This is a genomic window from Streptomyces sp. NPDC034037 (assembly GCF_055575715.1).
On sequence record NZ_JBVISC010000007.1, the window covers coordinates 169,784 to 193,042 of the forward strand.

The 23,259-nt window shown below is 73.0% G+C and carries 19 protein-coding genes; 3 read left to right on the top strand and 16 right to left on the bottom strand.

Annotated features, from left to right (window positions below; all coding sequences use genetic code 11):
• Positions 1–106: 106 nt before the first annotated feature.
• Both mshC and ACZ516_RS24775 read left to right on the top strand, forming a co-directional pair.
• Entirely contained in the window at positions 107–1,336 is a 1,230-nt protein-coding gene (mshC, locus tag ACZ516_RS24770) for a cysteine--1-D-myo-inosityl 2-amino-2-deoxy-alpha-D-glucopyranoside ligase (RefSeq protein WP_358578947.1), read from the top strand.
• Positions 1,337–1,782: 446 nt separating this feature from the next.
• Positions 1,783–4,845 (top strand): NPCBM/NEW2 domain-containing protein, encoded by a 3,063-nt coding sequence (locus tag ACZ516_RS24775; protein WP_469011694.1) that lies wholly within the window; start codon positions 1,783–1,785, stop codon positions 4,843–4,845.
• A gap of 92 nt (positions 4,846–4,937) precedes the next feature.
• Here the strand turns inward: ACZ516_RS24775 and ACZ516_RS24780 are convergent, their stop codons facing one another.
• From ACZ516_RS24780 to ACZ516_RS24820, 9 genes are all read right to left on the bottom strand, one after another.
• Positions 4,938–6,065: a PAC2 family protein gene (locus tag ACZ516_RS24780; RefSeq protein WP_361078956.1), complete on the bottom strand. Its 1,128-nt coding sequence runs from the start codon at positions 6,063–6,065 to the stop codon at positions 4,938–4,940.
• Between the two features lie 162 nt (positions 6,066–6,227).
• Positions 6,228–7,010 (bottom strand): ferredoxin reductase, encoded by a 783-nt coding sequence (locus ACZ516_RS24785; RefSeq protein WP_469011834.1) that lies wholly within the window; start codon positions 7,008–7,010, stop codon positions 6,228–6,230.
• A 1-nt stretch (position 7,011) separates the two neighbouring features.
• Positions 7,012–7,665 (bottom strand): sulfite oxidase-like oxidoreductase, encoded by a 654-nt coding sequence (locus ACZ516_RS24790; protein WP_469011695.1) that lies wholly within the window; start codon positions 7,663–7,665, stop codon positions 7,012–7,014.
• Positions 7,662–9,020: an amidohydrolase gene (locus ACZ516_RS24795; protein ID WP_361078950.1), complete on the bottom strand. Its 1,359-nt coding sequence runs from the start codon at positions 9,018–9,020 to the stop codon at positions 7,662–7,664. The genes ACZ516_RS24790 and ACZ516_RS24795 overlap by 4 nt, the downstream gene beginning before the upstream one ends.
• 30 nt (positions 9,021–9,050) lie before the next feature.
• Entirely contained in the window at positions 9,051–9,821 is a 771-nt protein-coding gene (locus ACZ516_RS24800) for a phosphorylase family protein (protein WP_361078947.1), read from the bottom strand.
• Positions 9,818–10,780, bottom strand: coding sequence for an ABC transporter permease (locus tag ACZ516_RS24805; RefSeq protein WP_469011696.1), 963 nt, complete (start codon positions 10,778–10,780; stop codon positions 9,818–9,820). Before ACZ516_RS24805 ends, ACZ516_RS24800 begins: the two co-directional genes overlap by 4 nt.
• Positions 10,780–11,838 (bottom strand): ABC transporter permease, encoded by a 1,059-nt coding sequence (locus ACZ516_RS24810; protein ID WP_469011697.1) that lies wholly within the window; start codon positions 11,836–11,838, stop codon positions 10,780–10,782. The genes ACZ516_RS24805 and ACZ516_RS24810 overlap by 1 nt, the downstream gene beginning before the upstream one ends.
• 1 nt (position 11,839) lies before the next feature.
• Positions 11,840–13,387: an ABC transporter ATP-binding protein gene (locus tag ACZ516_RS24815; protein ID WP_469011698.1), complete on the bottom strand. Its 1,548-nt coding sequence runs from the start codon at positions 13,385–13,387 to the stop codon at positions 11,840–11,842.
• Positions 13,371–14,435, bottom strand: a complete 1,065-nt coding sequence (locus ACZ516_RS24820; RefSeq protein ID WP_469011835.1) for a BMP family ABC transporter substrate-binding protein — start codon at positions 14,433–14,435, stop codon at positions 13,371–13,373. Before ACZ516_RS24820 ends, ACZ516_RS24815 begins: the two co-directional genes overlap by 17 nt.
• Positions 14,436–14,782: 347 nt before the next feature.
• Between ACZ516_RS24820 and mtnA the strand changes: the two genes are divergently transcribed.
• The gene (mtnA, locus tag ACZ516_RS24825) at positions 14,783–15,853 is read left to right on the top strand and encodes an S-methyl-5-thioribose-1-phosphate isomerase (RefSeq protein WP_469011699.1); all 1,071 of its coding nucleotides are present in this window, start codon (positions 14,783–14,785) and stop codon (positions 15,851–15,853) included.
• A 261-nt stretch (positions 15,854–16,114) separates the two neighbouring features.
• Here the strand turns inward: mtnA and mtnB are convergent, their stop codons facing one another.
• The 7 genes from mtnB to ACZ516_RS24860 form a co-directional block, all read right to left on the bottom strand.
• Positions 16,115–16,726: a methylthioribulose 1-phosphate dehydratase gene (mtnB, locus tag ACZ516_RS24830; RefSeq protein WP_361078934.1), complete on the bottom strand. Its 612-nt coding sequence runs from the start codon at positions 16,724–16,726 to the stop codon at positions 16,115–16,117.
• Positions 16,723–17,454: an acireductone synthase gene (gene mtnC / locus ACZ516_RS24835; protein ID WP_358696629.1), complete on the bottom strand. Its 732-nt coding sequence runs from the start codon at positions 17,452–17,454 to the stop codon at positions 16,723–16,725. The genes mtnB and mtnC overlap by 4 nt, the downstream gene beginning before the upstream one ends.
• Positions 17,451–18,044, bottom strand: coding sequence for a 1,2-dihydroxy-3-keto-5-methylthiopentene dioxygenase (locus tag ACZ516_RS24840; protein ID WP_469011700.1), 594 nt, complete (start codon positions 18,042–18,044; stop codon positions 17,451–17,453). The genes mtnC and ACZ516_RS24840 overlap by 4 nt, the downstream gene beginning before the upstream one ends.
• 142 nt (positions 18,045–18,186) lie before the next feature.
• Entirely contained in the window at positions 18,187–19,797 is a 1,611-nt protein-coding gene (locus ACZ516_RS24845) for a glycerol-3-phosphate dehydrogenase/oxidase (RefSeq protein WP_358696630.1), read from the bottom strand.
• Between the two features lie 4 nt (positions 19,798–19,801).
• A complete protein-coding gene (gene glpK / locus ACZ516_RS24850; RefSeq protein ID WP_358578983.1) occupies positions 19,802–21,346 on the bottom strand; it encodes a glycerol kinase GlpK in 1,545 nt (514 codons plus the stop codon).
• 81 nt (positions 21,347–21,427) lie between these two features.
• Positions 21,428–22,219: an MIP/aquaporin family protein gene (locus ACZ516_RS24855; RefSeq protein ID WP_358696632.1), complete on the bottom strand. Its 792-nt coding sequence runs from the start codon at positions 22,217–22,219 to the stop codon at positions 21,428–21,430.
• A gap of 268 nt (positions 22,220–22,487) precedes the next feature.
• A complete protein-coding gene (locus tag ACZ516_RS24860) occupies positions 22,488–23,252 on the bottom strand; it encodes an IclR family transcriptional regulator (protein ID WP_358578987.1) in 765 nt (254 codons plus the stop codon).
• Between the last annotated feature and the right edge of the window lie 7 nt (positions 23,253–23,259).

Here is a 23,259-nt window from a genome sequence, read left to right on the forward strand (position 1 = left end):
CGGACGGGCCCCGCACATCTTCGGGCGGACCGCAAGAGGGCCTCTTCGGCCGGCATTCGATGATCCCCACTCGTATGCGGACGCCCCGTCCGGTTAGGCTCAGGTCATGCATGCCTGGCCCGCTTCTGAGGTCCCCGCCCTTCCTGGCAAGGGCCGCGACCTCCGGATCCACGACACCGCGACCGGTGAGCTCGTCACCCTCGACCCCGGTCCCGTCGCCCGTATCTACGTCTGCGGCATCACCCCGTACGACGCGACCCACATGGGTCACGCGGCGACCTACAACGCGTTCGACCTCGTACAGCGCGTGTGGCTCGACACCAAGCGGCAGGTTCACTACGTCCAGAACGTGACCGACGTGGACGACCCGCTGCTGGAACGCGCCACCCGTGACGGCAAGGACTGGGTCGCTCTCGCCGAGGGCGAGACCGCCCTGTTCCGCGAGGACATGACCGCGCTGCGGCTCCTGCCGCCGCGGCACTACATCGGGGCCGTCGAGGCGATACCCGGCATCGTGCCGCTCGTCGAACGCCTGCGGGACATGGGCGCCGCCTATGAACTGGAGGGCGACACCTACTTCTCCGTCGAGTCCGACCCCCACTTCGGGGAGGTGTCCGGGCTGGACGCGGCCGCCATGAAGCTGCTCTCCGCCGAGCGCGGCGGCGACCCGGAGCGCCCCGGCAAGAAGAACCCCCTCGACCCGATGCTGTGGATGGCGGCCCGCGAGGGCGAGCCGAGCTGGGACGGCGCGTCCCTCGGGCGGGGGCGGCCCGGCTGGCACATCGAGTGCGTGGCCATCGCCCTGGACCACCTGGGCATGGGCTTCGACGTGCAGGGCGGCGGCTCCGACCTCGCCTTCCCGCACCACGAGATGGGCGCCTCGCACGCCCAGGCGCTGACCGGCGAGTACCCCTTCGCCAAGGCCTACGTCCACGCCGGGATGGTCGCCCTGGACGGCGCGAAGATGTCCAAGTCCAAGGGCAACCTCGTCTTCGTCTCCAAGCTGCGGCGCGACGGCGTCGACCCCGCGGCGATCCGCCTCGCCCTGCTCGCGCACCACTACCGCGCGGACTGGGAGTGGACCGACTCCGTCCTGACGGAGGCCGTCGAGCGGCTCGGCCGCTGGCGCGCCGCCGTGTCCCGTCCTGACGGGCCGCCCGCCGAGACGGTCGTCGAGGAGATGCGGGAGGCTCTCGCCGATGACCTCGACGCGCCGGCCGCGCTGGCCGCCGTCGACCGCTGGGCCGCGCGGCAGGGCGCCGAGGGCGGTACGGACGAGGGGGCGCCGGGGGTTGTGTCGCGGGCCGTCGACGCGTTGCTTGGCGTGGCCTTGTAGGTCTTGCTTCAGCTCGGTCGGTCGCCCTTCGGGCTCGTCCTCAATCGCCGGACGGGCTTGAAAGTGTCCCCCGGCGGGCTTGAAAGTCCCCGGACGGGCTTGGAGTCCCCCGGGGCGGGCTTGGAAATCCCCCCGGGTGGGCTTGGAAGTCCCCGGGCGGGAAGTCCCCGGACGGGCTCGGAAGTCTCCGGGCGGGTTTGGAAGTCCCTGGGCGGGCTGGAAATCCCCCCCGGCCGGCTCGGAAGTCCCCGGGCGGGCTTGGAAGTCCCCGGACCGGCTTGAAATCCCCCCCCCGGGCGGGCTTGGAGTCCCCCCGGGCGGGCGAGGCATTTTCGCGGCGTCGGCCTGAAAGCGTGGGTTCTTGGGGGAGGGGGCGGGGCGGAAGTCCAGGAGTGGGGTGGCTAAGTCCATGGCCCTGGCGGGGGGTGGCGCGCTAGACCTCCGGCATGAGATCTCCCACGCGCTTCAAAGCGGCGGTCGCCACCGCCCTGCTGGGCCTCCTCGCCGCGTTCGCGGTGCCCGGCGGCGGCGTACCGGCGCGGGCCGCCGAGGATCCCGCCACCACCGTCGGGGACGTCACCGGCTTCGACCACGCCGGTGGCGTCTACCGCCTGCGGGCGGGCGATGCCGAGGCCCGCGTCACCTTCGTCTCGCCGCGCACGTTCCGGCTCGAACTCGCCCCCGACGGACGGTTCACCGACCCCACCGGCAAGGACATCGTCCTGCCCCAGGGGAAGGCGCCGCGCACCACGTGGCGGGAGACGGGCGACCGCTACGAGCTGAGCACCTCCCAGGTGACGCTGCGCGCCTACAAGTCGCCGCTGCGCTTCGCCCTGTACCGCGCCGACGGCACCCGCCTGTGGTCCGAGTCCAAGGGCCTGACCTGGACGAAGGACACCACCACGCAGAGCCTCGCGCGCGGCGCCGACGAGCAGTTCTACGGCGCCGGGATGCAGAACGGCCGCGGCAACACCTCGCACCGCGGCAAGAAGGTCGAGGTCGGCGTCGACTACGACTGGGACGACGGCGGGCACCCCAACTCCGTGCCCTTCTACCTCTCGTCGGCGGGGTACGGCGTCTTCCGGAACACCTACGCCCCGAACACGTACGACTTCGCCGAGCCCGTGACCGCCACCGCGGAGGAACACCGCTTCGACGCCTATTACTTCGCGGGGAAGGGGAGCGACGCGGCCAAGGACGTCATCGGGCAGTACACCGGGCTCACCGGCAAGCCCTTCCTGCCGCCCGTCTACGGCCTGGAGATCGGCGACGCCGACTGCTACCTGCACAACGCCAACCGCGGCGAGCGCCACACCCTGGACGCCCTCGAGGTCGCCGACGGCTACGTCGAGCACGACATGCCGAACGGCTGGATGCTCGTCAACGACGGCTACGGCTGCGGTTACGAGAACCTTCCCGAGACCTCCAAGGGCCTCGCCGAGCGCAAGACGAAGATGGGCCTGTGGACCGAGGACGGCCTCGACAAGATCGCCGAGCAGGTCAAGGCCGGCCAGCGCGTCGCCAAGCTGGACGTCGCCTGGGTCGGCGACGGCTACAAGAAGGCCCTCGACGGCTGCAAGGACGCCCACAAGGGCATCGAGGACAACAGCGACGCCCGCGGCTTCACCTGGGCCCCCGAGAGCTGGTCCGGCGCCCAGCGCTGCGGCGTGCAGTGGTCCGGCGACCAGAGCGGCAGCTGGGAGTACATCCGCTGGCAGATCCCGACGTACGCCGGGTCCACCATGTCCGGCCTCGCGTACACCACCGGTGACGTCGACGGCATCTTCGGCGGCAGCCCCAAGACGTACGTACGCGACCTCCAGTGGAAGATGTTCCTGCCCGTCACCATGACGATGGACGGCTGGGCCGCCAGCGACAAGCAGCCCTTCCGGTACGGGGAGCCGTACACCTCCATCAACCGCAGGTACCTGAAGCTGCACGAGTCGCTGCTGCCCTACCTGTACTCGTACGCCCACGAGGCGACCCGGACCGGTGTGGGCGCCGTGCGGCCGCTGGCCCTGGAGTACCCGGGCGACCCGAGGGCGGCGACCGACGCCGCCAAGTACGAGTTCCTGACCGGCGAGGACTTCCTCGTCGCCCCCGTGTACAAGGACACCACCACGCGCGACGGCATCTACCTGCCCAAGGGCACCTGGACCGACTACTGGAGCGGACGCACCTACCGGGGCCCCACCACCGTCGACGGCTACAGCGCGCCCCTGGACACCCTGCCGCTGTTCGTCAGGGGCGGTGCGAGCGTACCCATGTGGCCCGGCGGCATCCGCTCCTACGCGGACCGCACGGCGCGCTCGCCGCTCGCCTGGGACATCTACCCGCAGGGCGAGTCCTCCTTCGAGCTGTACGAGGACGACGGCGTGACCCGGCGCCACCGCGCCGGGGAGTACGCCGCCCAGCGCGCGGAGGTGCGGGCCCCGCGCTCCGGCCCGGGGGACGTGCGCGTACGGATCGGCGCGAGCGAGGGGCACTTCGCCGGGAAACAGGCCACCCGGCCCTACGCGTTCACGCTGCACACCGGTGACGCGCCGAGCCGCGTCGGGCTGGACGGCCGCGCCCTGCCGCGCCTCGCGTCGAAGGAGGCGTACGAGAAGGCCGGGCACGGCTGGTTCTACGACCGGGACGACCGGGGCGGTGTGGTGCGGGTCAAGACGCCGTCCCGGCGCACCGACCGCGCCTTCGAGCTGACCCTGGACGACACGAGCGCCGTCGGCGGCGCCGTGCCCGGAGCGCCCGCCACCGTGCGCGTCCCCGCCGGCCAGGAACTGGGCGCTGGCACCCCCGGCAAGGTCGCCGTCGACGTCACGGCCGGCACGAAAGACGCCACCGGCGTCGACGTCACCCTCGACGCACCCGAGGGGTGGACCGTCATCGCCGCGCGGGCGGACCGCGTCCCGGCGGGCACCACGCGCCGCTTCGAGGTGGGCCTCACCCCGGCCAAGGACGCGAAGCCGGGCGAACAACCGCTGACGGCGCGCGTCCGGCACCGCTCGGCGGGCCAGGACCGCACCGCCGTCCAGCGGTTCGCGCTCGGCGTGATGCCCGAGGCGCCCGGCAAGGACACCTGGGCGAGCGACATGGTGTGGCTGAAATCCACCAACGGCTACGGCCCCGCCGAACGCGACCGCAGCAACGGCGAGTCGGGCGCCGGCGACGGGCACACGCTGACCCTCGCGGGCAAGACGTACGAGAAGGGGATCGGCACGCACGCCGACTCGGGCATCGAGCTCTACCCGGGCGGGCGCTGCTCGAAGTTCACCGCCGACGTGGGCATCGACGACGAGATCAACGGCTACGGGGAGGTGGCCTTCTCGGTCGAGGCCGACGGCGAGGTGCTGTGGTCCTCACCGAAGCTGACGGGTGCCTCGCCGACCGTCCCGGTGGACGTCGACGTGCGCGGGGCACGCCATGTGGAGCTGAAGGTGACGGACACCAACGGCGCCAAGAGCGGGGACCACGCGGACTGGGCCGGGGCCGCGTTCACCTGCGCGTAGCCATCGGCATCGCGCCCGGCGCCGCTGTCGTGCGGGGTGCCGGAACGGGGCGGCTCCCGTGCGGGAACCGCCCCGTGGGCGTGGCAGCGGCCTCAGTCGTCCGAGGTGTCGGCGGAGTCGGAGCCGCCGGAGTCCTCGCCGCTGCCCTCGCTGACGGAACCGTCCGAGGCCGGCTCGTCCGGAGCCGCCCCCTCGGGCGCCGGCCCCTGCGCGGTGGGCCCGTCGGGTGCCGCCTCGGCGTCCGAGCCGGCCCGCCGTCCCGGCTTGGACGGTTTCGGCGGACGCGTCCGCTCGCCGGACGTGTCCCGCAGGTACGATCCGCCCTCACCGCCGTCCGTGGCATGACCGCCCGGCTGCGGCGATCCGGCGGGACCGGTGGCCCCGTCCCGCCGCCGCAGATAGCGCTCGAACTCGCGCGCGATGGCCTCGCCCGACGCCTCCGGCAGATCGGCGGTGTCCCGCGCCTCCTCCAGCGACTGGACGTACTCGGCGACCTCGCTGTCCTCGGCGGCCAGTTGGTCCACGCCCAGCTGCCAGGCCCGCGCGTCCTCGGGCAGCTCGCCCAGCGGGATGCGCAGGTCGATCAGGTCCTCCAGGCGGTTGAGGAGCGCGAGCGTGGCCTTCGGGTTCGGCGGCTGCGAGACGTAGTGCGGGACGGCGGCCCAGAGGCTGACGGCCGGGACACCCGCGTGCGTGCACGCCTCCTGGAGAATGCCGACGATCCCCGTCGGGCCCTCGTACTTGGTCTCCTCCAGGTCCATGGTGCGCGCGAGATCCGGGTCGGACGTCACGCCGCTGACCGGCACCGGACGGGTGTGCGGGGTGTCGCCGAGCAGCGCGCCCATGACGACGACCAGCTCGACGCCCAGCTCGTGCGCGAAGCCGAGGATCTCGTTGCAGAACGACCGCCAGCGCATGGACGGCTCGATCCCGCGCACCAGGACGAGGTCACGCGGCTTGTCGCCGCCGACGCGGACCACCGAGAGCCGGGTCGTGGGCCAGGTGATCTTGCGGACCCCGTCGTCGAGCCAGACGGTGGGGCGATTGACCTGGAAGTCGTAGTAGTCCTCGGCGTCCAGCGCCGCGAACACCTCGCCCTTCCACTCCTTCTCCAGATGCGCGACCGCGGCGGAGGCGGCGTCGCCGGCGTCGTTCCAGCCCTCGAACGCGGCCACCATGACCGGGTCGACCAGCTCGGGAACTCCCTCGAGCTCGATCACCCAGGCCTCCTTCCGACGTTCCCTTGCGTACGCCCCAACCTTACGGCGTCGGCGGGGGCCCTCCGCAGCCCCCATGCGTGGGGGAATGCGTGATCACTGCCCACCCCCGGCGCCGGGAAACGGCGCTCACGGCGCGGACCGCGGCCACTGCTCCGGCACGCCTCAGCCGAAGCGTTCGATCCGGATCCGGTCCACCGGTTGGCCGGCCTCCACCAGCAGCCGCGAGGCGTGCTCCGCGAAGCCGTTGGAGCCGCAGACGTACGCCTCCCAGCCGCCCTCGGGCCGCCCCTTCGCACCGAGGAAGGGCGCCAGGTGCCCCGCGTGCAGCCGGCCCTCGGTACGGGTCAGCACGACGGTGGTCTCATCCGCGTATTCGTCGGCGTAGATCAGGTCCTCGGGCGTGCGCGCCGAGACGATCAGCCGCAGCGGCAGGCCGAGGCCGCGCAGGCGGTGGTGGCGGACCATCGACATCAGCGGCACCACACCCGAGCCCGCCCCGAGCAGCAGCGCGGGCCGGTCGCCCGGCCAGGCGAAGAAGCCGGACAGCGGGCCGCGCACCTCCACCGTGTCGCCGACGCGGGCCACGGTGTGCAGATGCCCGGACACCTCACCGCCGGGCACGTGGTCGAGGGTCAGCTCGATCTCGCCGCTGCCGTCGGGCGCGGAGGCGATCGAGTAGTGCCGCTGGGCGACATAGCCGTCCGGCGCCGTGAGCCGCAGCATGAGGTGCTGGCCCGGCAGATGGCCCGCCCAGTCGGGGACCTTGAGCCGGAACGTCGAGGCGGCCGGGGTCTCCCGGCGGATGTCCGTGATCAGCGCGCGCTGCCACAGGGCGGCGGCGCGGTTGCTGACGGCGATCCGGCCGGGCACGGCGAACCGCGTCGGCGGCACGAAGGGCCGTTCCGGGGAGGGGGTTTCGGGGGTTTCAGAGGTTTCGGAGGGGATGTCAGTCACCTGCGTAGCGCTCCTCGGCCCACGGGTCACCCCGGTGGTGGTAGCCGTTCCGTTCCCAGAAGCCCGGCTCGTCGTGGTCGAGCAGGCGCAGCCCCGCGACCCACTTGGCGCTCTTCCAGAAGTAGCGGTGGGGGACGATCAGCCGGGCCGGGCCGCCGTGCTCGGCGGGCAGCGGCTCGTCCCCGTACTCCCACACGATCCACGCCCTGCCGCCCGTCACGTCGTCGAGCGGGAGGTTGGTGGTGTAGCCGGTGTGGGAGTACGCGACGACGTGCGTGGCCGCGGGCAGCGGCCCGGCGTCGGCGAGGAACGTGTCGAGGCTCACCCCGCCGAAGCGCACCCCGAACTTGGACCAGCTGGTCACGCAGTGGATGTCGCCGCGGTACTCCGAGGCGGGCAGCGCGTGCGCCTCGTCCCAGGTCCAGGTGCGCGGCGCCGCCACGAGACCGTCGACGCGGAAGGTCCAGTCGGCGGCCGCGAGGGACGGGGTCACCTCGGCGGACAGCACGGGCCAGCCGTCCCGCGCGTCGTACTGGCCCGGGGGCAGGCGCGGATCGCGGTCGGCGGCCCGGGCGCGGCCGGTGAAGCCGCGGGTGGGCTCGAGGGCCTCGGCCCCGGCGGGCGGGGGGCGGAAGGGGGAGGTCATGCGGTGCTCGTCACTCCGGGGTCGGTCGCCGCGTCCCGCAGGGCGCGCAGGACAGCCGGTTCGTCCAGCGTACGCAGGGTGCGCCCGCGCATCAGGACGCGCCCGTCGACGACGGTGTCGCGCACGTCACCGGCCCTGGCGGCGTACGCCAGCGTCGACCAGGGGTCGTGCCGGGGCGCGAGGTGCGGCCGGTCCAGGTCGAGCACGATCAGGTCCGCCCGCTTGCCCGCCTCCAGGGAACCCAGTTGGTCCGCGAGGCCGAGGGCGCGCGCCGACTCGATCGTCGCCATGCGTACGGCCTGCTCGGCGCCGACCGCCGTGGGGTCGCCGCCCGCCTTGTGCACCAGGGCGGCGATGTTCACCGCGCCCAGCAGGTCCAGTGTGTTGGAGCTCACGGCGCCGTCCGTGCCGAGGCCCACCGTGACGCCGGCGGCCAGCAGATCGGGGACGCGGGCGATGCCGCAGCCCAGCTTCAGGTTGGACACCGGGCAGTGCGCGACGGCCGTGCCCGTGCGGGCCAGCGTCGCGATCTCCGCGTCGGTCAGGTCCACGGCGTGCGCGAGCAGCGTGTCGGGGCCGAGCACGCCGAGCGAGTCGAGCAGTTCCACCGGGCGCATGCCGTACCGCTCGGTGACCATCGCCACCTCGCCCGCGTTCTCGGCGGCGTGCAGGTGCAGCAGGGCGCCGAACTCCCGGGCGAGCGCGGTGATCTCCGTCAGCTGCCCGGGGTCCAGGGTGTACGCGGAGTGCGCGAAGACCACGGGGCGGGTGCCCGGCGCGGGGGTGCGGGACTTCAGGTCGGCCCTCGCCCAGCCGAGCCGCTCCGCGTAGGGGCGGCCGTCGGGCGGACCCGGCACGTCCATGAACGTCGGGCCGGTCAGCAGCCGCCACCCGGCGTCGCGCGCCACGGCCTCGGCCGCCTCGTGGAACCAGTACATGTCGAGCGCGGCGGTGACCCCGCCGCGCACGGACTCGGCGATCGCGGCGCCGAGCGCGGCCCTCACCGTGGCCGGGTCCAGGATCGCCGCCTCGCGCGGGATCACCCGGGCGAGGAAGCCCTGGAGGGTCACGTCGTCGGCGATGCCGCGCATCAGGTTCATCGCCAGGTGCGTATGGGTGTTGATGAGCCCGGGCAGCACGAGGCAGCCCCGGGCGTCGATCTCCTCGGCGGCCTCGTAGGCCCGGCGCAGCCGTGCGGCGGGGCCCACCTCGACCACGCGCCCGGCGCGGACGGCCACCGCGCCGTCCGGCACGACCGTGCCCGCGTCGTCGACGGTCAGCACGTCCGCGCCGTGCACCAGCAGGTCGAGGGAGCCGCCGCGGGCCTGGGCAGGCAGGTCGGTGGGGTGCGTCACTCGTGTCTCTTCCCGTTCGCCTCGGTCGTGTCAGTGCTCGGCCGCGGCCAGCAGGCGCAGCGCGTCCAAGGCTATCCGGGCGCCCCGCTCGACCCCTTCGGCGACCACGTCGCGGTGCGGGTCGTAGGCGCCGGTCGACAGGGGGTCGTCCGCGTCCACCAGTTCGTCGGCGTTGGCGCCGTCCACGACCAGCGCGCCGCCCGCCGTCAGACCGTGCGTCGAGGCGAAGACGTACAGGGCGGACAGCTCCATCTCGATGGCGGCGATCCCCGCGGCCGCGTACGCCTCGCCGGGCAGCGGCAGGAAGCCCGGCTGGAACGCCGCCCGCGTCCACACCACGCCCCGGTGGTAGGGGGCGCCCGCCGCCCGCGCCGCGCGCTGGAGGGCGATGACCGCCTCCGGGGCGGAGAACGCCGGGTACTCGGCGGGGATCAGCTGCTGGGTCACGCCGTCGTCGCGCACCGCCGCGTCCGCGATGACGAGGTCGCCGTCCTGGATGCCGGGGCGGATCGCGCCCGCCGTGCCGAGCCGCAGGAAGGTGCGGACGCCCGCCTCGGCCAGCTCCTGGAAGAGGAGGATCGCGCCGGGGGCGCCCACGCCGTGCGAGGCGACGACGACCTCGGTGCCCTGCCAGGTGCCGGTGAAGACGCGGTACTCGCGGTGGTACGACACCTCTTTCGCGTCGGACAGCAGATCGGCGACGGCGGCCGCCCGACCCGGGTCGCCGACCACCACCGCTCGGGCGGGCAGGCCGGTCCGGGGGACACGGGTGACGGGCAGCGCGTCGGTGAGGGACGTCATGAAGAGGCTCCTACCAGGGGCTCGGGGGCCGGCGGACCGGGGTCCGGGGACGTGGGGCCGGCGGGACGGCGCTTGTGCCGTCCGCGCCGCGCCGTGGACAGGAAGAGGGCGGCCAGGGTCACCACGTAGGGAGCCGCGTCGGTCGCCTGCGGCGGCAGGCCGTTGCCCTGCAGCCGGAAACCGACCGCCTCCGCGACACCGAACAGCAGCGCGGCGAGCAGCACCCCGACCGGCAGCGCCCGGCCCAGCATGACCGCGACCACGGCGATCCAGCCGCGCCCCGCCGTCATGTTCTCCGAGAAGAGCGTGACGTTGCCGAGCGCGAGTTGGGCGCCGGCGAGGCCGCACAGGAGACCGCTGGTGAGCACGGCCGCGTAGCGGTACCGCGCCGGGCTCACGCCGAGCGTCGCCGCCGCGTCCGGTGCCTCGCCGACACCGCGCAGCCGCAGCCCCCACGGGTGCCGGGCGAGGAACACGGCCGCGACGACGACGGCCGCCCAGGACAGGTAGACGAGGGGCGAGTGGCCGGACAGCACGGGCCCGAGAGACGGGACGGCGCCTAGGCCCGGCAGGCCGACGCCGTCCAGACCCGCGAGCGCCGGATCGGAGAAGGTGCCCTGCACGCCGAAGACCGTACGCAGCAGGAACCCGGTCAGGCCGACGGCGAGGAGGTTGAGCGCGACGCCGAGGACGACGGCGTCGCCGCGCAAGGTGATGGTGCCCACGGCGAGGATCATCGCGTACGCGGCGGACGCGAGGGCACCGAACAGGACACCGAGCCACGCGCTGCCGGTGAACCAACTGCCCGCCACGGCGCTGAAGCAGCCGATCAGCATCATGCCTTCGAGGCCGATGTTGAACACGCCCGCCCGCTCGCAGATCGCGCCGCCGAGCGCGGCGAGCAGGATCGGTGTGAGCGCGAGGAGCGCGGAGTGGAACAGCGCGGAGTCCACGGACATCACAGGCCCCCTTCCGGGCGTGCGGACTTCTCGGCGCGCCGCCACATGAGGCGCAGGCGGGCGGCCAGGAAGACGATGACGACGGCCTGGAGTACCTGCGTCAGCTCGCGCGGCACCTCGGTGGCCCGCTCCATGGCGAGCCCGCCCACGTCGAGCGCGGCGAAAAACAGCGCGGCGAGCGCGGTGCCCAGCGGCGCCGCCGAGGCCAGCAGTGCGGCGGTGAGCCCGGTCCAGGTGTGCCCGGCGGCGGTCAGCGAGCCGTCGACGAAGCGGTGGGGGAAACTGAGCACGCCGATCGCGCCGACCAGTCCCGCCACGGCCCCCGACAGGCTCATCAGGCGCAGGGTGAGGCGCGGCCGGTCGATCCCCGCGTACGCGGCGAAGCGCGGGTTCAGGCCCGTCATGCGGATCTCGTAGCCGGTGGCGGTGCGGGCGTCCGCGACGGCGAACGCCGCGGCGGCGAGCGCGACGAGGACGAGCCCCACGGTGACCGTCGACGAACCGAAGGCGGGCAGCGCGACACCGTCCGGCAGCGGCCTGGTCTGCGGCAGGCTCGAACCCTCCTCCTTGAGCGGGAAACGCGCGAGGTAGGAGGCGAAGGACTGGGCCGGATAGCCGAGCAGCAGACTGCTCACCAACAGCGGTACGCCGAACCGGTTCTGGCAGAGCGCGGCGAGCGCGGCGTAGCCGGCGCCCGCCGCCGTCCCGGCGAGCAGCGCGGCGGCCACGGCGAGCGGCGCGGGCAGCGGGACGTAGAGCCCGGTGGCCGCGGCGGCGATCCCGCCGAGCACCAGCTGCCCGTCGCCGCCGAGGTTCAGCAATCCCGCCCGCAGCGGGATGGCGAGCGCCACCGCGAGCCCGAGGATGTTGGTCCCGGTGGTCAGCGTCGACCCGATCCCGTCGGGCCCCAGCGCGCCGTCGACGACGGCCCCGTACGCGCCGAGAGGATCGGCCCCGGTCCCGAGGAGGAAGAGCGCCCCGACGAGCACGGCGGCCACCACGGAGTGCAGGGCGGGGGAGCGTGCGATCCGCGCTCCGGCGGACGTTCGGACCGCCATGTCAGGGGGCCTCCTTCAAAGGCGGGGCGGCGGCGTCGGCGGAAGCGCCCGCCATCGCGAGACCGAGCGTGCGTTCGTCCGCCGCGGCACGCGGGTACTGCGCGACGACGCGGCCCTCGTACATCACGAGGATCCGGTCCGCGAGGCCGCGGAGCTCGCTCAGCTCGGCGGAGACGAGCAGGAGGGCGTGGCCCGCGTCGCGGTGGGCGATCAGGTGGTCGTGGATCGTCTGCACGGCTCCGATGTCCACGCCCCGGGTGGGCTGCTCGACGATCAACACCGGCGCCTCGTGGGCGAGTTCGCGGCCGATGACGAGCTTTTGCAGATTGCCGCCCGACAGGGAGCCGGCCGGGTGCGCGGTCGACGCCGTCTTGATGCCGAAGCGCTCCACCAGCGTCCGCGCGTGCTCGCGCAGCCGCGCCGGACGGAACGGGCCGGGCCCGCGGTGGTGGCCCATCGCGAGGTTCTCCGCGATCGTCGCGGCCGGCGCGGTGCCCACCGCCGAGCGGTCCTCGGGGACGTACGCGAGACCGGCGGCGCGGCGCTCCCCGACCGTCGCGTCCGTGAGGTCCCGCCCGCCGAGCGTGACCCGGCCCCCGGTCACCCGGCGCAGCCCGGTGACGGCCTCGACCAGCTCCGACTGGCCGTTGCCCGCGACCCCCGCGACGCCGACGATCTCCCCGGCGCGGACCGTGAGCGTGACGCCCCGCACCCCGTCCGCCGTCAGGTCGGTGACCGCGAGGACCTCCTCGCCCGGCGAACCGGCCGGATGCGTCCGGTCGAGGTCCACCGCGTGCCCCGTCATGGCCGCCGCGATGCCGTCCGCGCTGGTGTCGGCGGTCCGCGTGTGCGCCGCCACCCGTCCGTCGCGCAGCACGGTCACGGCGTCGCTGCCCTCGATGACCTCGCGCAGCTTGTGCGTGACCAGCAGCACGGTGCGGCCCTCGTCCGCGAGCGAGCGCAGCACACCGAAGAGCGCGTCCGCCTCGGCGGGCGTCAGCACGGCGGTCGGCTCGTCGAGGATGAGCGTACGGGCGCCCCGGTACAGCAGTTTGAGGATCTCCACGCGCTGGCGCACGCCCACCGGCAGGTCCCCGACCCTCGCCGCCGGATCGACGGCGAGCCCGTGCTCCTCGGCGAGCGCGGCCACCCGCCGCAGCGCCGCCCCGCGGTCGGTGAGACCAAAGCGGCGCGGCTCGGCGGCGAACACCACGTTCTCGGCGACCGTGAAGGACGGGAAGAGCTTGAAGCTCTGGTGCACCATCCCGAGCCCGGCCGCGATGGCCTCGCTCGGGCTCGCGAAGGACACCTCGCGCCCGTCCAGGAGCACCTGGCCCGCGTCCGGCCGCCGCAGGCCGTACAGGACGGACATCAGCGTGGACTTGCCCGCGCCGTTCTCGCCCATCAGCGCGTGGATCTCACCGCGCCGGACGGTCAGGTCGACCCGGTCGTTGGCGAGCGTGCCGGGGAACTCGACGGTGATGCCCCGCAGTTCGACGGCGGGCACGGCCCTGGCGTCCGCGCCGGCGTCCTCAGGCCGCGGGGTCATCGACGGTCAGCTTCCCGGCGACGATGTCGTCGCGCAGCTCCTCGACGCGCCGCAGCACATCCTTGTTGGCGGGCTTCGCGATCAGGCACTTGGAGCCGGCGAGCCCCGGCTCCAGACCGGTCAGCGACATGCCGCCCTCTTTGAGGCCGTACGACACCGTGGTGCCGCCCTTGCCGTCGAGGATCTGCGCGATGCCCTTCTCCACGGCGACATCGGTCTTCTTCAGTACGTTGTCGACGACGACACCGGGGCTGCCCAGGCACTGGTTGGCATCCACGCCGTACGCCTGGAAGCCCTTGCCGCCGGCGGTCCCCGCCGCCTGGAAGACGCCCGTGTTGCCGCCCGCCGCGGCGGCCATGACCTGGTCGGCCCCGCCCGAGGCGAGCGTCGCCCCCTGGTCCTTGGCGCGCGCCGCGTCGTTGAACGGCGACTGGCCGCCGACGAACAGCGTCCGCGCGGACACCTTCGGCTCGACCTTCCGCGCGCCCGCCGCGAACGGCTCGCTGTAGCGGCGGAACTGCGGCGTGTCGAGCACGTCGACGGCCCCCACCTTCTTGCTCTTCGTGAGCAGACCGGCCTCCGCGCCCGCCAGGTACACCGCCTCGTGCTCGCGGAAGACGGCGCAGGTGACGTTCTCGTACGCCTTCTCGGTGCACGCGTCGACCAGCAGGAACTGCTGCTCGGGATGCTCCTTGGCCTGCTGCGCGAGGATGTCCGCGAACTCGAAGCCCACCAGTACGACGACGTCGGGCGCGGCGTCGACGGCCGAGGCGACGTTCTGCCGGCGCGAGTCGATGTCGCTGCTCTGGAAGACCTTCTGCGAGCCGCCCCGCGCCTTCGCCGCCGACTGCACTCCGCTGACGGCCAGCTTCAGGAACTCGTTCTGGGCGACCGGGTCGGGCGTCACGAGCGTGAACGCCTTGCCGCCGCTCTCGTGCGAACCCCCGCCCTTGGCCGCGGCGTTGCAGCCCGAGGCGAGGAGCGCGGCGCAGAGGGCACCGGCAGCGGCCGAGGTGAGCCGCGGGGACATGCGCGTACGCAAGGACATCAGGGACACGGGGAGCGCCTTAGTGGAGGTGCCCGGGAGCGGCCCGGGCGGGTGGCAGGAGAGTCGTACGTGTGCGAGCGGCGTCGCTTAGCGGGAACAGCGGCGACAGCGGCACATTCGGCGGCCGCAGGACACGGCGGGGCAGCGCTGCGCGGCGGATGTCGCGTGCATGGGCTGCCTCCTCACGCCGTGGATCGGACCGATCCGTCCTGGGTGGCGGTGAGAGTAACACCGGCTTCCGAGCGCTCGCACGAACGTCTCGAAATGTGGTTCCCGCACGTCAGGTACGGTGACCGCACCCCTCCTCCCGTGGCCTGATCGCCCCTTTTTCCTTCGGAGTTGAGCCCATGAACAGCCAGGATCTGCGCGCCGTGACCTGGACGGCCGCCGCGGACGGCGGCGCGCCGTCCCTGTCGCTGATCGACCAGACGGCCCTTCCGCACGCGCTGGAGCGGCTCGACGTCACGACGGTCGACGCGCTGATCGACGCGATCGTGCGCCTGGTCGTCCGCGGCGCCCCCGCGATCGGCGCGGCGGGCGGCTACGGAGTGGCGCTCGCCATGGCGCAGGGCGGGCGCGAGGGCTGGGACCGCGCCCGCCTGGACGCGGAGATCGCCCGGATCCGCGCGGCCAGGCCCACCGCGGTCAACCTGATGGTGTGCGTGGACCGGGTGGCGGCGCGCGTCGACGAGGGCATCGCCGCCGTGCTCGCGGAGGCGGACGCGGTCGTCCGCGAGGACCTGGCGGCCAACCGCGCCATGGGCGCCCACGGCGCGGACTGGCTGCTCGAACGCGTCGCCCCCGCCTCGGACCGCCCCCTGCGCGTCCTCACCCACTGCAACACCGGCGCCCTCGCCACGGCGGGCTGGGGCACGGCACTCGGCGTCATCCGGGAACTGCACGCCAGGGGGCGCCTGGAGAGGGTCTACGCCGACGAGACGCGCCCCCTGCTCCAAGGGGCCCGCCTGACCGCCTGGGAACTCGCCCAGGAGGGCATCGCGCACTACGTCCAGGCGGACGGGGCCGCGGCGGGCACGATCCTGCGGGGCGAGGTCGACGCGGCGATCGTGGGCGCGGACCGCGTCGCCGCCAACGGCGACACCGCCAACAAGGTCGGCACCGTCGCCATCGCCCTGGCGTGCGCGCACGCGGGCATCCCGTTCATGGTGGCGGCGCCCACCACGACGGTCGACCTCGCCACCGCGTCGGGCGACGCCATCCACATCGAACTGCGCGACGGCGACGAGGTGGTGGAGTGGGCCGGTGTCCGCACGGCCCCGGCCGCCTCACGCGGCCACAACCCCGCGTTCGACGTCACCCCGGGCTCCCTGGTGACGGCGCTGGTCACCGAGCGGGGCGTACGGGAGGTCGCGGCGGGGGAGCTGCCGGACACCTCCCTGCCGGACACCCTGGGGTAGCGCCCGCCTTCCGGGCGTCGGCCTGAGGTAGCGCCCACCTTCCGGGTGCCCGGCTGGGGTAGCGCCCGCCTTCCGGGCGTCGGCCTGGGGTAGCGCCCGTGTTCCGGGCGTCGGCCTGGGGTAGCGCCCACCTTCCGGGTGCCCGGCTGGGGTAGCGCCCGCCTTCCGGGCGTCGGCCCGGGGTAGCGCCTACCTTCACGCCCACCTGGGGTAGCGCCCACCTGCGGTGGCGGCGTCCCGAGCCCCCCGGCCGGTCGGTGCTCAGCCCCGCGCCGCCGCCAGCTCCAGCAGCCACTCCACGACCTCGGCGCGGTGCCGGGCCTCGCGGGGATCCGAGCCCCACACGTAGATCCCGTGCCCGGCCACGACCACGGCCGGCATCCCCGGCGTCAGCGCCGCTTCGAGGCGGTCGCCCAGCTCCGTCATGTCCTGGCTGTTGGCGATCACCGGCAGGGTCACCGAGACCTCGTGCGTCGGATGCCCGAGCCCCTTCAGCATCTCCAGGCCCTCGAAGGGGATTCCCCCGGGTGAGCGCTGCCCCATGACCACCGACGCCACCGTGTGGACGTGCACGACGGCCCCCGCCCCGGTCAGGCGCGCCACGCGCGCGTGCAGGGCCGCCTCGGCGGAGGGCCGGCCCGGGCCGACCGCCGCGCCTTCCCCGTCCGTCACCACCACGTCGGACGGCGTCAGTTCGCCCTTGTCCCGCCCGCTGGCGGTCACCGCGAGGCGCAGCGGATCCCGGGACAGCACGAGGGACAGGTTCCCCGACGTGCCCCGCATCCAGCCGAACGAGGCGAACCGCGCGGCCTCGGCGGCCAGCACGGCACCGGCCTCCTCCAGGTCCCGAGCGGCGGCGGTGGTCTCGGTCATGAACTGCTCCTGGTGGCAAGGGAGATCTCGGAGAAGTCCGCCGTCTGGGGGTGGTCCCCGACTCCGGCGGCGAAGTACGGCTCACCGGCCCTGCGCACCCCGACGGTCCGCCAGCCCGCGGCCCGCGCCGCGTCCAGCTCGCCCGGCCGGTCGGAGAGGAAGAGCAGGCGACCGGGGGAGTCGCCGGTATGCGCGGCGATGGCCCGGTAGGAGTCCGGCTGCTGCTTGGGCCCCGCGTTCTCGGTGTCGTACAGCCCGCTGACGAGCCCGAGCAGGTCGCCCTCCGGCGTGTGCGCGAACCACGCCCGCTGCGCGGCCACCGAGCCCGACGAGTAGACGTACAGCCGCAGCCCCTGGGCGTGCCAGCGGCGCAGTACCGGGATGACGTCGGGGTAGAAGTGCGAGACCAGCTCGCCGCGCGCGAAGCCCTCCGCCCACAGGATGCCCTGGAGCGTCTTGAGGGGCGTGGCCTTGCGGTCCTCGTCGATCCACTCGCCGAGGACCTTCTCCACGCGCCCCGCGTCGGCGTCGGGCTCGCCGATCTCGGCGCGCACCTGGGCGACGGCCCGCGCCACCTCGGGCTCCTCGCCCCGCGTGGCGAGCAGCGCCCCGAAGCGCTCGCGCGCGTACGGATACAGGACGTCCACCACGAAACCGGTGGCGCTCGTGGTGCCCTCGATGTCGAGCACCACGGCGTCCACGTCGAACCGCGCGTTGCGCACACTCACGCGGCGGACCCCGCGTACCCCGAGTGGATCTCGTCGAAGTCGGGGAAGCGGTCCGCGATCGGGCTGCCCGTGAAGTTCCCGATCCAGCCGTCCTCCTCGTGGAAGAAGCGGATCGCCGTGAAGGCGGGGGAGGTGCCCATGTCGAACCAGTGCGTGGTGCCGCGCGGCACGCCGAGCAGATCGCCCTTCTCGCAGTAGACGGCGTGCACTTCACCGCTCACGTGGAGGTAGAAGACGCCCGCGCCCGCGACGAAGAAGCGCACCTCGTCATCGTCGTCGTGCGTGTGCTCGGCGAGGAACTTCTTGCGGGCGGCGGCCGCCTTCGCGGGCCACTCGGGAGACGCGTCGGGATGCAGCGCCACCACGTCGACGGTCCTGAAGCCCTCTTCGGCGTTGAGCTTGTCGATCTCCGTGCGGTACGCGGCGAAGACCGTGTCGCTGTCCGCGTCGGCCGGGACGTCCTCGCGCACCGGCCACTGTTCGTAGCGCACGCCTATGGGGGCGAGCGCGGCGGCGATCTCGGCCGCGTCCGAGGTGCGGCGCACCACGGTCTGTGGCCCGGCCTCCGGCCAGGTCGTCAGGAGAGTCATGGATCACTCCGGGGCAGGTCGGACGGGTCTTCCCGGGATCGTAGCTCCCGGCCCCGGCCCGCCACAGGGTGTCCCAGTGCGTGGACGCGTAAGGGGCGGCCTCCATAGAGGCCGCCCCTTAGATGCTTCTACCGATGGGCCGTCAGGCCTTCTTGCCCAGCAGGTCCTCGACCTTGCCCCGCACCTCGTCCGTGGCCAGGCCCCGGATCGTCAGCGTGGTGCGGCGGCGCAGCACGTCGTCCGCCGTCTCGGCCCACTCGTTGTCCCGGGCGTAGACGACCTGCGCCCAGATCTCCGGGGCGTCGGGGTGGACGCGCTCGGCCAGCTCAGGGTTCTCGTTCGCCAGGCGGGCGATGTCGAAGGAGAGCGAACCGTAGTGCGTCGCCAGGTGCCGGGCGGTGTCGGCGGCCATGCGCGGGCCGGGGGCCGGGCCGTCCACCAGCAGGCGGTGGGCGACGGCGCGCGGGTTGGCGATGCCGGGCAGCGGCAGCTTCTTCGGCAGCTCGGAGATGGGCTCGTAGTCGTCGCCCAGCGGGTGACCGGGGAGCGACTCCAGCTTCTTCATCACGGTACGGCCGATGTGGCGGAACGTCGTCCACTTGCCGCCCGCGACCGACAGCATGCCGCCGCGGCCCTCGGTGACGACCGTCTCGCGCTTGGCCTTCGACGTGTCTCCGGGACCGCCGGGCAGCACCCGCAGACCCGCGAAGGAGTACGTGATCAGGTCTCGCGACAGCTGCTGGTCGCGGATGGAGAAGGCGGCCTCGTCCAGGATCTGCGCGGTGTCGGACTCCGTCACCTCGACGTCCGCCGGGTCGCCCTCGAACTCCTCGTCCGTGGTGCCCAGCAGCAGCATGTCCTCCCAGGGGAGGGCGAAGGTGATGCGGTACTTGTCGATCGGCGTCGCCAGCGCGGCCTTCCAGGGGGAGGTGCGCTTGAGGACCAGGTGCGCGCCCTTGGACAGGCGGATGGAGGGCGCCGCGTCCGGGTTCTCCATCTTGCGCAGGTGGTCGACCCACGGGCCGGTGGCGTTCAGTACGAGGCGCGCGTTGACGCCGAACTCGTCGCCGCTCATGCGGTCCTTCAGCTCCGCGCCCGTGACCCGGCCCTTGGTGAAGCGCAGCCCGGTGACCTCGGCGTGGTTGAGCACGGCGGCGCCGGCCTCGACGGCCGCGCGGACCGTCATCAGGGCCATGCGGGAGTCGTTCATCTGGTCGTCGCCGTAGACCGCGACGGCCTTCAGGTTGTCGGTGCGCAGCTCCGGCACGTCCTGCGCGGCCTTCGACGGCGAGAGCAGGTGGCCGACGCCGTCGCCGAAGGCGGACAGCGCGCTGTACGCGAAGACGCCCGCGCCCAGCTTGGCGGCGCCGTGCGGGCCGCCCTTGTAGACCGGCAGGTAGAAGGTGAGCGGGTTCGCCAGGTGGGGGGCCACCTGGCGGGAGACCGCGCGACGCTCGAAGTGGTTCTCCGCCACCAGCTTCACCGCGCCGGTCTGCAGGTAGCGCAGACCGCCGTGGAGCAGCTTGGAGGAGGCGGAGGAGGTGGCGCCGGCGAAGTCACCGGCGTCCACCAGGGCCACCCGCAGTCCCGACTGCGCGGCATGCCAGGCGGTGGAGATGCCCAGGATCCCGCCGCCGATCACCAGGAGGTCGTACGTCGCCTTGGAAAGCTGCTCCCGGGTCTCGGCGCGGCTCGGGTTGAGGCCGGCAGCCGGATGCGTCCCGAGGGCAGGGACGCTCTGCAGGGTGGTCATTGTCTTACTCCTCGCCACTCTCATCGAGCCAGCCCATCGACCGTTCCACGGCCTTGAGCCAGCTCTTGTACTCACGGTCGCGGGTGCCCGCGTCCATGTTCGGGGTCCATTCGGCGGCCCGCCGCCAGTTGGCGCGCAGCTCGTCGGTCGAGGACCAGAAGCCGACGGCGAGACCGGCGGCGTAGGCGGCACCGAGGCAGGTCGTCTCGGCGACCATCGGGCGCACCACGGGCGCGTCGAGGAAGTCCGAGAGGGTCTGCATCAGCAGGTTGTTGGAGGTCATGCCGCCGTCGACCTTGAGGGCCGCGAGCTCGACGCCGGAGTCCTTCGTCATGGCGTCGGTGATCTCACGGGTCTGCCAGGCCGTGGCCTCCAGGACGGCGCGCGCGATGTGCGCCTTGGTGACGTACCGGGTCAGGCCGGCGATCACACCGCGGGCGTCGGAGCGCCAGTACGGGGCGAACAGACCGGAGAAGGCCGGCACGAAGTAGGCGCCGCCGTTGTCCTCGACCGACGACGCGAGCGTCTCGATCTCGGCGGCGGAGTTGATCAGGCCCATCTGGTCGCGCATCCACTGCACCAGCGAACCGGTGACCGCGATGGAGCCCTCCAGGGCGTAGACCGGCTTCTGCTCGCCGATCTGGTAGCCGACGGTGGTCAGCAGCCCGGAGTAGGAGTTGATGGCCTTGTCACCGGTGTTCATCAGCATGAAGGTGCCGGTGCCGTACGTGGACTTCGCCTCGCCCTCGGCGAAACAGGTCTGGCCGAACAGGGCCGCCTGCTGGTCGCCGAGCGCGGAGGCGACGGGGATGCCGCCGAGCAGGTCGCCGAGTTGTCCGCCGGTGACCTCGCCGTAGACCTCGGCGGAGGAGCGGATCTCGGGCAGCATCTGCTTCGGGACGCCGATGGACTCGCAGATGCGCTCGTCCCACTCCATCTTGTGGAGGTTCATCAGCATGGTGCGCGAGGCGTTGGTGACGTCGGTGACGTGCTTGCCGCCGTTCACCCCGCCGGTCAGGTTCCAGATGACCCAGGAGTCCATGGTGCCGAAGAGGATGTCGCCCGCCTCGGCGCGCTCGCGCAGGCCCTCGACGTGGTCGAGGAGCCAGCGGGCCTTGGGCCCCGCGAAGTAGGAGGCCAGCGGCAGGCCGGTCTCGCGGCGGAAGCGGTCCTTGCCGACGTTGCGCCCGAGCTCCCGGCAGAGCGCGTCGGTGCGGGTGTCCTGCCAGACGATGGCGTTGTGCACCGGCTCGCCGGTGTTCTTGTCCCACAGCAGCGTGGTCTCGCGCTGGTTGGTGATGCCGATGGCCTTGATGTCGTCCCGGGTGATGCCGGCCTTGGACACGGCTCCGGCGACGACCTCCTGGACGTTGGTCCAGATCTCGGTGGCGTCGTGCTCGACCCAGCCCGGCTTGGGGAAGATCTGCTCGTGCTCCTTCTGGTCGACCGAGACGATCCGGCCGTCCTTGTCGAAGACGATGCAGCGGCTGGACGTGGTGCCCTGGTCGATGGCCGCGATGAAGGGGCCTGCGGTGTGTGCGTCGGTCACGGTGTGTGCTCCTGAGTTCTCTGCTGACGGCTCGGGCGTCTTAGGCGGTCATCGGTCGCTGTCGCGGATCCACTTGAACGCCTACTTGAAGGCGATGTTGTAGAGACCGCCGGCGATGGCGCCGCCGATCAGCGGACCGACGATCGGAACCCAGGCGTACGACCAGTCCGAGCTGCCCTTGTTCGGCAGCGGGAGCAGGGCGTGCACGATGCGGGGACCGAGGTCACGGACCGGGTTGATGGCGTAGCCCGTGGGGCCGCCGAGCGAGAGGCCGATGCCGACCACGACGAGCGCGGTGATCAGCGCGCCGAGGACGCCGAGGCCGTTACCGCCGTCGTTCAGGCCCTGCGTGAGGATGGCGAGCACCAGGACGACGGTGGCGATGATCTCCGTGACCACGTTCTGGACGTAGTTGCGGATCTCGGGGCCGGTCGCGAAGACGCCGAGCACCGGGCCGGCCGCGGGGGCGGCCTTCTGGTCCACCATGCCCTCCACGGAGGGCTGTGCCGCGAGGATCTCGGGGTCGGTCAGGTGGGCCTTGAACTGGCCCAGGTAGGTGACCCACACCAGGACGGCACCGATCATGGCGCCGAGCAGCTGCGAGGCCAGGTAGAGCGGGACGTCGCCCCACTTGGTGCCGCCCTCTATCGCGAGGCCGAGCGTGACCGCCGGGTTGAGGTGGGCGCCTGAGACGCCACCCGCGAGATAGGCGGCCGTCAGCACGGCGAAGCCCCACCCGAAGGTGATCGCGAGCCAGCCGGCGTCCTTGGCCTTTGAGCGCTTGAGCGTGACGGCGGCGCACACGCCGCCGCCCAGCAGGATGAGCACGGCGGTACCGATGGTCTCGCCGATGAAGATGTCGGAGCTGGACACCCGCGACTCCTTTGTCCTTCGTCCAGGGGAAGGCGAACCCCGGGTCCCTCCGGTGGTCCGCGACCTCAGGTGAGGTCGTTGCCGGCCCTTGGCCTTGTCACACTCTAACGCGTAATGCCGGTAGGTGTTCGACAATGCCGACCGATGGACGCGAGTCTCGCCCCGGGGTTACTCACCCGTCAAGAGTTCTGTTATTGAAAACACGATCGTTATTGATCGTTTCGCGTTATCGGTGATACCGCAGCTCGGGAGGGGTGGGACGGGGTCCCTAGAAGCGGCCCGCGCCCAGGTCCCGGGAGACGGCGCGCGCGCAGTCCCGGACGGCGGCGATCAGGTCCGGCCGCAGCTCGCCGTCCTTGCAGACGCGCTCCACGGCGCCGGTCACACCGACCGCGCCGACCGGCATGCGGCGCCGGTCGTGGATCGGGGCGGCGACGGCGGCGATGCCCTCCCAGGTCTCCTCGACGTCGGCCGCGTACCCGCGCGCGCGGGTGAGGTCCAAGATGTCCTCGAAACCCTCGGGGTCGGTCACGGTGCGCGCGGTGAAGGCCTCGTGCTCGACCTCGACGGCCTCGTTGTGCGCGACCGGGTCGTAGGCGGACAGGACCTTGCCCAGCGCCGTGGAGTGCAGCGGCTGCATGGCGCCGACCTCCAGGACCTGGCGGCTGTCGTCGGGCCGGAAGACGTGGTGGACGATCAGCACGCCCTGCTGGTGCAGGACGCCGAGATGGACGCTCTCCCCGCTGGAGCGGGCCAGGTCGTCGGTCCACACCAGGGCGCGGGCCCGCAGCTCGTGCACGTCCAGGTAGCTGTTGCCGAGGCGCAGGAGCTCGGCGCCCAGCTGGTAGCGGCCGGACGCGGGGTCCTGCTCGACGAAGCCCTCCGCCTGGAGGGTGCGCAGGATGCCGTGGGCCGTGCCCTTGGCCAGGTCGAGGGCGGAGGCGATCTCCGAGAGACCGAGCCGTCGCTCGCCGCCCGCGAGCAGTCGCAGCATCGCCGCGGCCCTTTCGAGCGACTGGATGTTGCGTGCCATCGCAGCC